Annotated in this window: 9 protein-coding genes and 1 pseudogene; 4 read left to right on the forward strand and 6 right to left on the reverse strand. The window is 45.4% G+C overall.

The window, feature by feature from the left end:
* Positions 1 to 808: 808 nt before the first annotated feature.
* From IQR33_RS02405 to zntR, 4 genes are all read right to left on the reverse strand, one after another.
* Entirely contained in the window at positions 809 to 2,944 is a 2,136-nt protein-coding gene (locus IQR33_RS02405; protein WP_005451159.1) for a lysine decarboxylase CadA, read from the reverse strand.
* Between the two features lie 117 nt (positions 2,945 to 3,061).
* The gene (gene cadB, locus IQR33_RS02410; protein WP_005434864.1) at positions 3,062 to 4,405 is read right to left on the reverse strand and encodes a cadaverine/lysine antiporter; all 1,344 of its coding nucleotides are present in this window, start codon (positions 4,403 to 4,405) and stop codon (positions 3,062 to 3,064) included.
* A 697-nt stretch (positions 4,406 to 5,102) separates the two neighbouring features.
* A complete protein-coding gene (cadC, locus tag IQR33_RS02415; protein WP_005382530.1) occupies positions 5,103 to 6,665 on the reverse strand; it encodes a lysine decarboxylation/transport transcriptional activator CadC in 1,563 nt (520 codons plus the stop codon).
* 163 nt (positions 6,666 to 6,828) lie between these two features.
* Entirely contained in the window at positions 6,829 to 7,227 is a 399-nt protein-coding gene (zntR, locus tag IQR33_RS02420) for a Zn(2+)-responsive transcriptional regulator (protein WP_005382529.1), read from the reverse strand.
* Positions 7,228 to 7,244: 17 nt separating this feature from the next.
* Between zntR and IQR33_RS35440 the strand changes: the two are divergent.
* The 3 genes and pseudogenes from IQR33_RS35440 to purD form a co-directional block, all read left to right on the forward strand.
* Positions 7,245 to 7,355, forward strand: a pseudogene (locus IQR33_RS35440) (phosphoribosylamine--glycine ligase); the annotation flags it as partial.
* Positions 7,356 to 7,493: 138 nt separating this feature from the next.
* Positions 7,494 to 9,086 (forward strand): bifunctional phosphoribosylaminoimidazolecarboxamide formyltransferase/IMP cyclohydrolase, encoded by a 1,593-nt coding sequence (gene purH, locus IQR33_RS02425; RefSeq protein WP_017635551.1) that lies wholly within the window; start codon positions 7,494 to 7,496, stop codon positions 9,084 to 9,086.
* A 194-nt stretch (positions 9,087 to 9,280) separates the two neighbouring features.
* Positions 9,281 to 10,570: a phosphoribosylamine--glycine ligase gene (gene purD / locus IQR33_RS02430; RefSeq protein ID WP_017635550.1), complete on the forward strand. Its 1,290-nt coding sequence runs from the start codon at positions 9,281 to 9,283 to the stop codon at positions 10,568 to 10,570.
* 83 nt (positions 10,571 to 10,653) lie between these two features.
* Here purD and IQR33_RS02435 read toward each other — a convergent pair whose 3' ends face one another.
* Complete coding sequence (locus tag IQR33_RS02435; RefSeq protein ID WP_017635549.1) at positions 10,654 to 11,352, reverse strand: DUF1481 domain-containing protein; 699 nt, start codon at positions 11,350 to 11,352, stop codon at positions 10,654 to 10,656.
* Between the two features lie 39 nt (positions 11,353 to 11,391).
* Positions 11,392 to 11,664, reverse strand: a complete 273-nt coding sequence (hupA, locus tag IQR33_RS02440) for a nucleoid-associated protein HU-alpha (RefSeq protein ID WP_005382524.1) — start codon at positions 11,662 to 11,664, stop codon at positions 11,392 to 11,394.
* A gap of 253 nt (positions 11,665 to 11,917) precedes the next feature.
* Between hupA and IQR33_RS02445 the strand changes: the two genes are divergently transcribed.
* A complete protein-coding gene (locus tag IQR33_RS02445) occupies positions 11,918 to 13,051 on the forward strand; it encodes a hemolysin family protein (protein ID WP_017635548.1) in 1,134 nt (377 codons plus the stop codon).
* The last annotated feature ends 126 nt before the right edge of the window (positions 13,052 to 13,177 follow it).

Consider the following 13,177-nt stretch of genomic DNA (forward strand, 5'->3'; position numbering starts at 1 on the left):
TGTCGGCTCAATGAATACTGAACATTACATAAGTAATGTTTGAATTGACTGTGCTGAATCTTTCGATTCAATGGTCACTTCGTATCATTGAAACCTAATTTGAAGCCGAAGCTTCTAATTGGATTATCATCAACGAGTGCCCACACAGATTGATAGGTTCTTATTTTTAAAGAGCTTTTCTAACATTTTCAGCAACTTAGTTACTCGTTGTTAGGGGTGCGTATCTTACTTCACACCGTGAGAGAGTCAAGCATTTTTTTCAAATTCTTTTTTCTCTCTTCCCGACTCGCTGTGTGACTTTCGTCTCACTCCGTGTCGGTGGATGCGCAGTATAGGGGGTTGAGAAATTAGCACAAGCGTTTTTTGCAAAAAAACTTTCAACCGCACAAATAACGAGCATTCTGCATAAATACTCAACGATCTTGTCTAATATTTCGGGTTTCAGAGGATCTTTTCATGATGAAACACCTGACTTCTGCATTAAAAGATCGCCGATTTCTTTGTGATTTTGATTGCTGATCTTATCTCTCTTGATTCTTTTTTCTTTTTCTATCTATATAAAGACGAAAAAAAGAGCAGAACGATAACGAACTGCTCTTTGGTCTTTGCTTTTTACTTGGGGTACTTCAGGTGAAGTCTTGGAAATTACTTCTTCTATATAGAAGAAAAGATCAGAGCATCCTTGCCCTTCTCTTTTACGACAGATTAGCTAGGGGTATATCTAAATGTCGTGGTTGTTCGATGACACATTGAGCTCGTAAGAGTGGAGCATGCTTGCATTCCCAATGGCGTCATCTTCGAGAGGAACTTAGTTCTTCAATACTTTTACGGTGTAGCTACCATCTTTTTGTTGGTACAGGCCGTGGATGTCGGTTTCGAAACCTGGGTAATGCGCACCGATCTCACAAAGCATCTCTAGGAAGTCCAGCACTGGGCGAGACTCTTGAGTCACCATTTCACCAGGAAGTACTAGTGGCACACCTGGAGGGTAAGGAAGGATCATGTTCGCACTTACGCGGCCAACCATTTCTTCCAGTTTGATTTCTTCTACGTTACCGCGAAGCTCTTCTTGCCATGCTGCGTGTGGTGTTACTTTCATTTCTGGAAGTACATCGAACGCTTTGTACATTAGTTCTGGTAGGTTGTATTTCTTAGTTAGGTCATGAATTGCTTGTGCCAATTCTTGAACGCGCATGCCTTCATAGAAGCTTGGATCTTCGTTATATAGCGAAGGAAGGAAGCTCTTGATGGTTAGGTTCAAGTCGTAGCCACGTTTAAATTCAGTCAGACCGCGTAGTAATTGCATTGCTTTTGATTTGTCGATACCGATTGAGAATAGGAACAACAAGTTGTATGGGCCTGTTTTCTCAACCACGATGCCGCGCTCGTCTAGGAATTTAGCCACCAGCGAAGCAGGAATACCTGATTCTTCTAGTTCGCCTTCTTTATTCATCCCCGGAGTCAGTAGCGTTACTTTGATTGGGTCAAGATACATGTGGTTGTCATCCATGTTCTTGAAGCCGTGCCATGTATCGCTAGGGTCTAGTTTCCAACATTCTGTGGTATCGATGTTTTCTGGTTGCCATACATCGAAGAACCAGCTGTCACTTTCTGCTTCTAGGCGTTTGATCTCTTTACGGAAGCGGATTGCGCGATCGATAGAGTCTTGCATTAACTTCTTACCAGTGTTGCCGCGCATCATTGCCGCTGCAGTTTCAGTAGAAGCAACAATGCCGTACTGAGGTGAAGTTGAAGTGTGCATCATGAATGCTTCGTTGAAAGACTCTTTATCAAAGTCACCTTTCACGTGAATCATTGAAGCTTGTGAGAACGCTGCCAACAGTTTGTGTGTTGATTGTGTCTCGTAGAACACTTTGCCTGGCATCGCTTCACCACTCATACCACATTTACCTTCGTAAATTGGGTTGAAGTTAGTGTAAGGCACCCAAGCACTGTCGAAGTGGATGTGTTTACAGTCTAGCGATTCTTTGATGAATTGTGTGTTGTACAACAGACCATCGTAAGTTGAGTTAGTCACTACTGCGTAAGTTGGTGCTGTTGCACCTGGTGTTTTCGCCACTTTCTCAGCAATGACATCTCGGCTGAATTCGCTTTGTGGAATACCACCAAGGATGCCGTATGCGTTACGAGTTGGGCGGAAGTAGATTGGTGTCACGTCGCTCATCATCATTAGGTGAGTCAGAGACTTGTGACAGTTACGGTCAATCAGTACTGTGCTGCCCGCAGGTGCTGAGTACATACCAACGATTTTGTTCGATGTAGACGTACCGTTAGTTACGATGTACGAGCTGTCTGCATTGAATGTGCGTGCGATGTATTCTTCTGCATCTTTATGTGGACCTGAATGGTCTAGTAGAGAACCTAACTCAGGCATTGAGATTGATACGTCCGCTTTAAATGTGTTTGGACCGTAAAAATCGTAGAAGATGCTACCAGCAGGGCTTTTCTGGAATGCAGTACCGCCCATGTGACCTGGAGTACAGAAGGTGTATTTACCTTCTTCTACGTATTTGAATAACGCTTTAGTGAATGGAGGCATGATGGCATCTTTGTATGCCTCAGTCGCTTGGTTGATTTTGATAGCGATGTCGTCAGCCATACCTAAAGCGTACTCGAAGAAGCTCACGTTTAGACGTAGGTCTGTTAGTGAAATGTCTAGAGTAGACTGTTCGTTAGCAAATGCGTGAACAGGCAGTTTTTCGTTGATTTGGCTGATACGTTCACATAGCTCAAGTGAGTATTTATCCCAGTCGAACAGCACACCGCAAATGCGTGGGTTCATCTCAATCATTTTGATCAAGTCTTTATCATCTACTGGGTAAACCACTTCGTAGCCCGCTTTCTCAAGAGCAGCGTGAAGTTGACGAACTGGCTCTTCTTTAAAGAACACACCCATGTGGTTCAAGATAGCGAATATATTCATTTGGACATCTCCAAGGCGAATGAGGGCGCTCTTTGCCATTTACAGGCAATGAGTAAGGTGAGCGCCGCGTGAATTTGGGTTTTATGGGCTGGCACCGTAGTGCCAGCGTTTTGGGGATTAGTTGCTTGCTTGGGCAGGCATGTCGTCAGCGTGCATTTTCACGTACTGAGCAAGACCTGCTTTTTTGCTGTAGAACATCAAGATAACTAGAGACACGATGAAGGTTGCTGTTAGCGTACCGCCCTCTGCACCAGCTAGTGCGATGAAGCAGAACAGACAAGCCACACCAGAGAACAGCATTACGAAGCCGTTGCGTGTTGTCATACCTTCGAAGCGAATCAAGTTAATGCTTGAGTAGAAGTAAGGCAGCATAGTTAGTAGAACTGCGTCAGTCGTTAGTTGGTTGAACAGATCTGATGCGTGTGCTGTTTTAGAGCTGAAGAACATCAGTACAACCATCAGTGCAGTCATCTTGATTGACGCAAGGATTAGACCTTTCTTAGGCACACCGTTTTTGTCAGTTTCGCCGTAGATTTTAGGGAAGTTGCCGTCGTTTGCTGCACGTTTACCTGCTTCACCTACTAGCATCATCCAAGAACCTAGCGAAGTGAAACATGCTAGCGCTGTGAATGCTGATACGAATGGTGCTGTCCAGCTACCGAATAGCTCAGTGGTTGCTAATGCAAATGGCGCACCTGATGCCGCAACTTCTGACGCTGGGAACATGCCGCTGATCATTTGAGTTGATAGGATGTAAATCACACCTGCGATACCAGTACCCAACATAGTTGCTAGTGGTACGGTACGTTTAGGGTTTTCTACCATACCAGTAGATACCGCTGCTGATTCCACACCTACGAATGACCATAGACAGATAAGAACCGCAGTTACTACCGCGTGGCTGTCAGTGCCTGCTGATACGTTCCAGTTTTGGCTGTAAAGCGCAGTATCGAAGTGCGTCCAACCAAATGCAGCTGTACCAACAACTGGGATAAGGATAAGAACTAAACCAAGCGTACATAGACGGCTTACCCAGCTACCACCAAGTAGGTTGACGAAAGTGAAGATCCATACCGATGCAATCGTCGCAATACCTGCTGGAATTGGGTTATTAAGCACAGGGAAGAATACTGAAAGGTAAGAAACACCTGTAATGGCAATAGCCAGGTTACCAATCCAGTTCGCGTGGTAATAAAGAACGCCCGTTTGGAAACCAAATACCGGAGACACTTCGCCAGCATAAGCGATAGGACCACCTTCTTGTGGGTTTTTGGTTGCCAGACGAGCGTAAACGAACGCCAGACTCAGTGCACCGACCAAACAGATCAGCCAACTGAAGATTGAAACAGAGCCTACAGAGGCAAGACTAGAAGGTAATAGTGCAATACCACTACCCATCATGTTACCGGCTACGACACCCGTACAGGCAATAAGGCCGATTTTTTTCGCATTCGATGACATAACATCTCCAAATCTATTCTACTCGAGTCAACATGACTCAAACTGAATGGTTATTAGCGAGATGCTATGAGGAGGAACCTTCTCGACCTCGCTAAATTTCGAAGTGAAGACTACGCCCAAAAATCGGGAAAAAAATAAACTTGGTGTTATCAATAAAATGATTAGTTCATCAACATCAAGTTGAGATAAACATGATAAACACAAAAACATAAAACTATATTATTCATACAGTTACAAGAAAAACATCAAACCTTCTACCGATAGATAAACTCTCATCAACTCGTTGGTCATCGCGATAAAAGTTATCAACCTCTATCAACTTCCCCATCCCGAAGGGTTAATTCCCTGAAGTGTTGATTCCATAAATCTCTCCCTGATCGCGCTTCTTGACCCAAGTCAATATTCATCTCGCATGCAAGAAGGCACCAAAATCATTCTCGCCACATAACTAATCCAGACACTTCATACAATCAATAGAGATAGAGATAGAGATAGAGATAGAGATAGAGATAGAGATAGAGATAGAGATAGAGATAGAGAAGCAAAGCGGGTATGTATTCCCGTTGCAAGCTTGCGTTGTTAGCTCCTTCGTAAGTCATTGCCCCACCGCCCCACCCTTTTCACTTTTCGACAGCGACAAAAAAGCCCCTCATCGAAATGAGGGGCTAGCATTAGGCTGACGTTGAGTCCGAGAGAATTAAAGCATTCGAACGACAGAAGGGTGAACGGCGCGATACATGGCGTAATCAATCGCCTTCATGTTACTTGGGAAGACCAAGTTTTCGCACAGCAGGTACGTCTCAACCGACGTATCAATATAGAAAGCTTCACTGTAAGACTCACTGGCTAAATCCAGATCACCATCCAATTCGGCGTGCTTACCGCGAATCACATAGGAAAGCACTGAATCACGTAACCTCAATGCCTGTCCGAGATGCCGCTTGGCTAACGCCATGTCACCAATGATGGTTTCGTGCAGTGCTAAAGCTTCATAAATTCGCGGTTGAATTGGCCCCACCATCATTTTCACATTAGTCTCTAGTGCTTCACTGAGCTGCTGCATTCGCCCTTTCTTCAACTCCTGTGAGAAATCAAGTGCCTTTTGTACATGGTAAGCAATCAACAACTCAGCTTGAACGTAAGCATTATCCGGCTCGATTTCTAAAATGTTTTCCATCAAGTCGATACCTTGGCGGAATTGTTTAGTATCAGAGACATTAAGGTAATGGTTAGCCTGAACAAACAACTCCAACGCGTCGGGATTCATTGGCATTCCCGCCACCAGCATCGTAGATTTCAATTTGGCATCCGACACTTTCAGCACTTGCATCAAATCCAACGACGCTTGTTGAAGCACTGTCTTTAAATGACTACTGGTTAACGCGTATTGACGACTAAACAACACTTTCTCAGATGAGTTATTGCGATATTCCACCTCTAAAAAGCTGCCACCGTCATTCTCACGAACTCTCACCACAACCGATTTACCAGGCACAATGCCAGAAGTAAACGACGCCTTCTTTAGCATGACTCGGTAATCACTGACTTGAGCAATGTCGGACATCAACTTTTGGGCGAATCCGTCTGCCAAATCGTAGCTTAATCCTTCATTCGTAAAATTATCTTGAAACTTGAACTCAATCAGATGGGTATCGATGGCTTGGGTAATACGCACTTCCGATTGCTTGTAGGTAAACACGCCCATCACTACGACCAACATACTGATCCAGATGAAGTTCATAATTCCCAATCGCCAAGGACTGATTTTGTTTTTGCTCTGAGGGGCTTTTTTCTCTTTTGACATCTCGCAGACCGCGCGAGTTAGAGGACCTGCTGGAAAGGTAACGGCTGGTGCTATAGGTAGACAATCCTCTTCCGATTCTTCAACCGAAGGTGGGATCTCTTCATTTTGCCGACTTGTGACAAACTCTTCATGCGTCATAGTAACCACGTTCGCTACCAGCTTATAGCCACGCTTGGGCACCGTGATAACGTAGTTGGTATTTTCCTCTCGACCGTCACGTAGTAGCTTACGCAACTCAAAGATGGATTGAGTCACCACTTGATCGGTCACAATCGCTCCAGCCCAAACGTACTGAATCAATTCCTCGCGGTTGAACACCTCATTCGCATGCTCCGCTAAGAAGTGCAAAAGATTAATTAAGCGTGGCTCAACAGTAACTTCCCTATCTTGTCGATACAGCTTATTTTCATCAACGCTCAAAACCCAGTCATTGATTTGAAAATAGACTCCAACCATGTATGAAAACTCTCGTATCTACAGACAGCGTTACGGTAGGAATCAGACAATGGTTGATTCCTACAAGTAACTAAAGGCAAGATTATAGGTGGGAAAGCAGCGTGTACCTAGAAAAGCAAGTCGCCAAAAATGCAAACTTAAGTTAAGTGATGCAAGAATGAGACTACTCAAGTGCTGCAAGGATAGAGCAATGTGTGGCGTCATCGTCTGTATGACCACAACAAGCATCATTAATCTTCTTTAACGCTCGGCGAATTTTCGTCAGCTCGTTAATTTTCCCATCAATCAGCTCTAACTTGGCAGAAGTAATGGCTTTTACCTCTGCACAGCTGTGTTCTGTCGCTTCTAACTTAATTTCTAACAGGTCTTTAATTTCATCCAGACTCAAGCCAAGATCTTTACCTTTGAGGATAAAGTGCACCTGCTTTTGATTCTCTTCATCATACAAGCGGTAGCCTGACTCACTTCGTCCTGCGGGTTTTATTAGCGCATTTTTCTCGTAGAAACGCAATGTATCGGCAGTCACACCACAACGTTTTGCCAGTTCACCTATCTGAAACATAACTTCCCCTATTAACTATCTCGTTACTTTTAAAGCTAAAGAACGACTTTTTTTGCAATTATTTTTGAGATGCCAAACGATTGCGCGAGCTTTTTTGTAATAAATTGGTTAGAATACGCGCCATCAAATGTGGAGACTGTTTTCTAATCAGAAAACACCCTGCAAAGGTCTTTACCAAAACTGGCCAATATTTTACCCCAAGAGGTAAAAACAAGTTCATTTTTGGCAAACATCTTTAACTCCGTGAATTTGAGGAAAATGGAAGCATGAATAACGCTCGTCCTATTCGCCGTGCGCTTATCAGCGTATCAGACAAAACAGGTATTGTTGAGTTTGCGCAAGCTCTTGCTGAGCGCGGTGTCGATATCCTATCTACTGGTGGTACAGCTCGCCTACTTGCCGAACAAGGCATCGCCGTAACCGAAGTCTCTGACTACACTGGTTTCCCAGAAATGATGGACGGCCGCGTTAAAACGCTTCACCCAAAAGTTCACGGTGGTGTGCTTGGTCGTCGTGGCCAAGATGATGACGTGATGGAAAAGCACGGCATCAACCCTATCGATATGGTTGTCGTAAACCTATACCCATTCGCAGAAACCGTTGCCAAAGAAGGCTGTACACTAGCCGACGCTGTTGAAAACATCGATATCGGCGGCCCAACAATGGTTCGTTCTGCAGCGAAAAACCACAAAGACGTGACTATCGTTGTTAATGCAGGTGATTACGGCCGCGTAATTACAGAGATGGACGCAAACGACAAATCTCTCACTCTCGAAACTCGTTTCGACCTAGCTATCGCAGCATTCGAGCACACAGCATCTTACGACGGCATGATCGCAAACTACTTCGGCACTATGGTTCCATCTTACGGTGAGAACAAAGACGGTGATGAAGAGAGCAAATTCCCTCGTACGTTCAACCAACAGTTCGAGAAGAAGCAAGACATGCGCTACGGTGAGAACAGCCACCAAGCAGCCGCATTCTACGTTGAAGCAAACCAACAAGAAGCATCCGTTTCTACTGCTCGCCAAATCCAAGGTAAAGCCCTTTCTTACAACAACATCGCAGACACGGACGCAGCGCTTGAATGTGTGAAAGAGTTCAACGAGCCAGCATGTGTAATCGTAAAACACGCAAACCCATGCGGTGTTGCTCTAGGTAAAGACATCCTAGAAGCGTACAACCGTGCTTACCAAACTGACCCAACATCTGCATTCGGCGGCATCATTGCATTCAACCAAGAACTGGATGCTGAAACAGCAACCGCTATTGTTGAGCGTCAATTCGTTGAAGTGATCATCGCACCTTCTGTTTCTGCTGAAGCGATTGAAGTGGTTGCCGCGAAGAAGAACGTACGTCTACTTGAGTGTGGCGAATGGACAACGAAGACAACTGGCTTTGACGTGAAACGCGTGAATGGCGGTCTACTGGTTCAAGACCGCGACCAAGGCATGGTAAGCCTAGACGACCTAAAAGTGGTTTCTAAGCGCCAGCCAACAGAAGAAGAGCTAAAAGATGCACTGTTCTGCTGGAAAGTAGCGAAATACGTGAAATCTAACGCGATCGTTTACTCGAAAAGCGACATGACTATCGGTGTAGGTGCTGGCCAAATGAGCCGCGTTTACTCTGCGAAAATCGCAGGCATCAAAGCTGCAGACGAAGGTCTACAGGTTGAAGGTTGTGTAATGGCATCAGATGCATTCTTCCCATTCCGTGACGGTATCGACGCGGCTGCAGAAGCGGGCATCAAGTGTGTTATCCAACCAGGTGGTTCTATGCGTGATGACGAAGTTATTGCAGCAGCAGACGAACACGGCATGGCGATGATCTTTACCGGTATGCGTCACTTCCGCCACTAATCCTCTCGTCTTCACTGGGACGATAACTGCGTTGACGGCGTTCACTTATCCTAATCACATAGCATACTATGCTCATAGGAATAAGTTCACTTGTCGCCTTGTCCTCGTCCCACTGAATTAGAGAGGCCATACTCAGGTCTTTGCGAAATATCTGAGTTTGAGCAAACGGTATTTATAAGATTAAGGATTTTCATATGCGAGTTTTAATCATTGGTTCAGGCGGTCGTGAACATGCGCTAGGCTGGAAAGCAGCGCAAAACCCAAATGTTGAGACTATTTTCATTGCTCCAGGCAACGCAGGTACAGCACTAGAGCCAAAACTAGAGAACGTAAACATCGATGTAGAAGACATCACTGGCCTTGTTGCTTTCGCCAAAGAGAAGGCGATTGAACTGACTATCGTTGGCCCAGAAGCACCATTGGTTATTGGTGTGGTTGATGCGTTCCGCGAAGCGGGCTTACCAATCTTTGGTCCTACCCAAGCCGCAGCGCAACTTGAAGGCTCTAAAGCGTTTACCAAAGACTTCCTTGCTCGTCACCAAATTCCAACGGGTGCCTACGCGAATTTCACTGAAATCGAGCCTGCACTGGCTTACGTGCGTGAGCAAGGTGCACCGATCGTGGTGAAAGCCGACGGCCTTGCAGCTGGTAAAGGCGTGATTGTGGCAATGACGCTAGAAGAAGCTGAGGACGCAATCAAAGACATGCTAGCAGGCAACGCATTTGGTGATGCTGGTAGTCGTGTCGTTATCGAAGAGTTCCTAGATGGTGAAGAAGCAAGCTTCATCGTGATGGTGGATGGTGAGAACGTTCTGCCAATGGCCACCAGCCAAGACCACAAACGCGTAGGCGACAAAGATACGGGTCCTAACACCGGTGGCATGGGAGCATACTCTCCAGCTCCAGTGGTGACACAAGAAATCCACAACCGCATCATGGAAGAAGTGATTTACCCAACAGTACGTGGCATGGCCTCTGAAGGTAACCCTTACACTGGTTTCCTATACGCGGGTCTGATGATCGACAAAGACGGCACTCCGAAAGTAATCGAGTACAACTGCCGCTTCGGTGATCCTGAGACACAACCTATCATGATGCGCATGGAATCGGATCTTGTTGATCTGTGCCTAGCGGCAATCGACGAGAAACTGGATCAAGCGGAATCGAAGTGGGATCCACGAGCATCGATTGGTATCGTGTTAGCAGCCGGTGGTTACCCAGCTGCATACAACAAAGGCGACGTAATTTCGGGTCTGCCACAAGTTGAAATTGAAGGCGAAAAAGTCTTCCATGCTGGTACAGATAACAAAGATGGCGACATCGTGACAAACGGTGGTCGTGTTCTTTGTGCAACCGCACTTGGCAACAGTGTATCAGAAGCGCAGCAGCGTGCTTACGAGCTTGCAAAACAGATCCGTTGGGATGGCATGTTCCATCGCAACGACATCGGCTACCGTGCAATTGCACGTGAGCAAGAAAAATAAAAACAACATGAGTTGGCTAAAAAACAAAAGGCGCACTCAGCGCCTTTTTTATTGTTCTTGTTCGACAGAATGCGAAGCAATGTTTATTCAGAGATCAACGTTGGCCGAGAAACACAATCAAAGTCATCGTCATTGAGCATCAACAGTTCATCGACCATTGCTTTGTTTCGTGACTGCTTGCCGACAAAAGCCACATAACTGTCTACCGATGAGAGACGCTCGATAATAAATTTTGGCAACGTCTGATTAAACTCGAGTGTCGAGAACACCTTACCTTTGCAGGTTTCAAACGATTGACCATTCCAATAACCTTGAATAAGGCTCTGATTGTTACGAGACTGCGCCTTAACCGATGCCACTACGTCATTCGCTTCTGCTTTGTAGCGCTCTAATTGGTCATGCTGAAGTGGTAAGACTTTACGGTTAACACGATATTTTTGGTAAACCGCTTCGCCATCTTTATTGAAACGGATGTGGATTTGAAAAGGCACCAACTCTTGTTTGGTATCAACTTGCTCGCCTTTTCGAATCAACTCTCGCAACTCACCTTCATCCCAGCGATAATCACTCTGGAACCAACCATTGTCCCCCATAGTCACATAATCAGCCGCCGTACTCACACGAGTGAGTTTCTCTGTCATCCAATACAAGCTGCTAGCATCTCCCGCAACTTTACCACCAGAAAAATGCGTGAATTGTTCTAAATTAGGAGTTTCAACCGACGAACAGCCAAAAAGGGTAAGGCTAGATAGGAGAAGTGAAGTGAGTAGATGTTTTTTCATGAAATTGCACCGAGGCAGGATACCTCGGTGCATTCTAACTTAGTTTACTGATTCTTTCAGCGCTTTACCTGCTACGAATGCTGGTACGTTAGCTGCTGCGATTTGAATCTCGTCACCAGTCTTAGGGTTACGACCAGTACGTGCAGCGCGGTGGTTTACTTTGAATGTACCAAAACCAATTAGTTGAACTTGGTCACCCTCTTTAAGTGCGCCAGTTACACCATCAAGAGTCGCTTCAAGAGCAGCTTTTGCTTGTGCTTTTGATAGGTCTGCTTTCTCTGCGATAAAGTCGATTAATTGGGTCTTGTTCATTAGGTTTCCCTTCTCATAGGTTATCGAATTCGTCTCACTCTAAAACATAAATGCCCCATCTGGCAAAGGTTTGTAAGCGATCTTTCGATTTTCTGACGTACTTTTAGCCATAATATGAGTAATAACTCACAATTTGTTACCACATACCCCCTGAAAACCCTTGCTTTCCAAGGTATTTGGACCAATTTATAAGTCACTTTTGCGGTTATAATAGCTGCAAATAACCACTATCAAACTACATTCAAGGGCAACTATGCTGCTGTTATCCATTTATATCTCTATTGCAATCGGCATTTCGTTTATCTGTTCGGTGCTGGAGGCGGTACTGCTGAGTATCAGTCCGAGCTACATTGCGCAGCTCAATCAACAGGGGCATCCCGCAGCTGGGCAATTGGCTAAGCTGAAATCAGATATCGACCGACCACTGGCATCTATTCTGACTTTAAACACCATCGCTCACACTATCGGCGCGGCCACTGCTGGTGCACAAGCTGCGGTTGTATTTGGTAGCGAAGCATTAGGTATCTTTTCGGCAGTGCTGACATTGGCGATCTTAGTGCTTTCAGAAATCGTACCGAAGACGATTGGCGCGACCTACTGGCGTCAGTTGGCACCCACTGCCGCGGTCGCATTGCGTTGGATGGTATGGGCGCTTACACCCTTTGTTTGGTTCTCAGAGCAAATCACCAAGCGTCTTGCTCGTAACCACGAAGCTCCAAAGATGCGTGATGAGCTGTCTGCAATGGCGATTCTGGCACGTGAAAGCGGTGAATTTGCCGAGGGTGAATCAAAAATCTTAAGCAACTTGCTTGGCATCCAAGATGTACCCGTAACGCAGGTTATGACGCCACGACCAGTAGTATTCCGTGTCGATGCCACAATGACCATCAATGAGTTCCTAGAAAAACACAAAGATACGCCTTTCTCACGCCCATTGGTTTACAGCGAGCAGAAAGATAACATCATTGGTTTTGTGCATCGCCTTGAGTTGTTCAAACTACAACAATCAGGTAGTGGACAGAAACAGTTGGGAGCAATCATGCGCCCAATTCAAGTGGTGCTAAACAATACCACTTTACCTAAAGTATTCGACCAGATGATGACTCATCGCTTACAGCTGGCACTTGTTGTTGATGAATACGGTACCGTGCTAGGTTTGGTAACGTTGGAAGATATTTTTGAACACCTCGTAGGCGAGGAGATCATCGACGAAGCAGATAAAAGCACTGACATGCAGGAGCTGGCTTACCAACGCTGGGAAAGCTGGAAAGAAATGCACGGCGTAATCGAAAGCCGCGATGACGATGAAGAAGATAACGAGCTGGAGAAGCAGGATAAAGAGCCAGAAGCTCAAGAGCCACCGAAATCCGACTCGAAAGAATCGTAATCAGCATTAGGTATAACAGCTTAAACGCATGACCCGTCCTGATATGGGTTGACACTTTTTAACTAAAACGCTCGATGTACTTCATCGGGCGTTTTGTATTTTAAAGCCGTATGAGGCCTCATTTGA

Source organism: Vibrio sp. OPT46 (genome assembly GCF_015163535.1).
In the GTDB taxonomy this organism is placed as follows: domain Bacteria; phylum Pseudomonadota; class Gammaproteobacteria; order Enterobacterales; family Vibrionaceae; genus Vibrio; species Vibrio alginolyticus.

What these genes read in the sequence shown, in the direction of transcription:
- IQR33_RS02405 (WP_005451159.1), bottom strand. Translation starts at nt 2,944, where the DNA reads ATGAATATATTCGCTATCTTGAACCACATGGGTGTGTTCTTTAAAGAA.
- cadB (WP_005434864.1), bottom strand. Translation starts at nt 4,405, where the DNA reads ATGTCATCGAATGCGAAAAAAATCGGCCTTATTGCCTGTACGGGTGTC.
- cadC (WP_005382530.1), bottom strand. Translation starts at nt 6,665, where the DNA reads ATGGTTGGAGTCTATTTTCAAATCAATGACTGGGTTTTGAGCGTTGAT.
- zntR (WP_005382529.1), bottom strand. Translation starts at nt 7,227, where the DNA reads ATGTTTCAGATAGGTGAACTGGCAAAACGTTGTGGTGTGACTGCCGAT.
- purH (WP_017635551.1), top strand. Translation starts at nt 7,494, where the DNA reads ATGAATAACGCTCGTCCTATTCGCCGTGCGCTTATCAGCGTATCAGAC.
- purD (WP_017635550.1), top strand. Translation starts at nt 9,281, where the DNA reads ATGCGAGTTTTAATCATTGGTTCAGGCGGTCGTGAACATGCGCTAGGC.
- IQR33_RS02435 (WP_017635549.1), bottom strand. Translation starts at nt 11,352, where the DNA reads ATGAAAAAACATCTACTCACTTCACTTCTCCTATCTAGCCTTACCCTT.
- hupA (WP_005382524.1), bottom strand. Translation starts at nt 11,664, where the DNA reads ATGAACAAGACCCAATTAATCGACTTTATCGCAGAGAAAGCAGACCTA.
- IQR33_RS02445 (WP_017635548.1), top strand. Translation starts at nt 11,918, where the DNA reads ATGCTGCTGTTATCCATTTATATCTCTATTGCAATCGGCATTTCGTTT.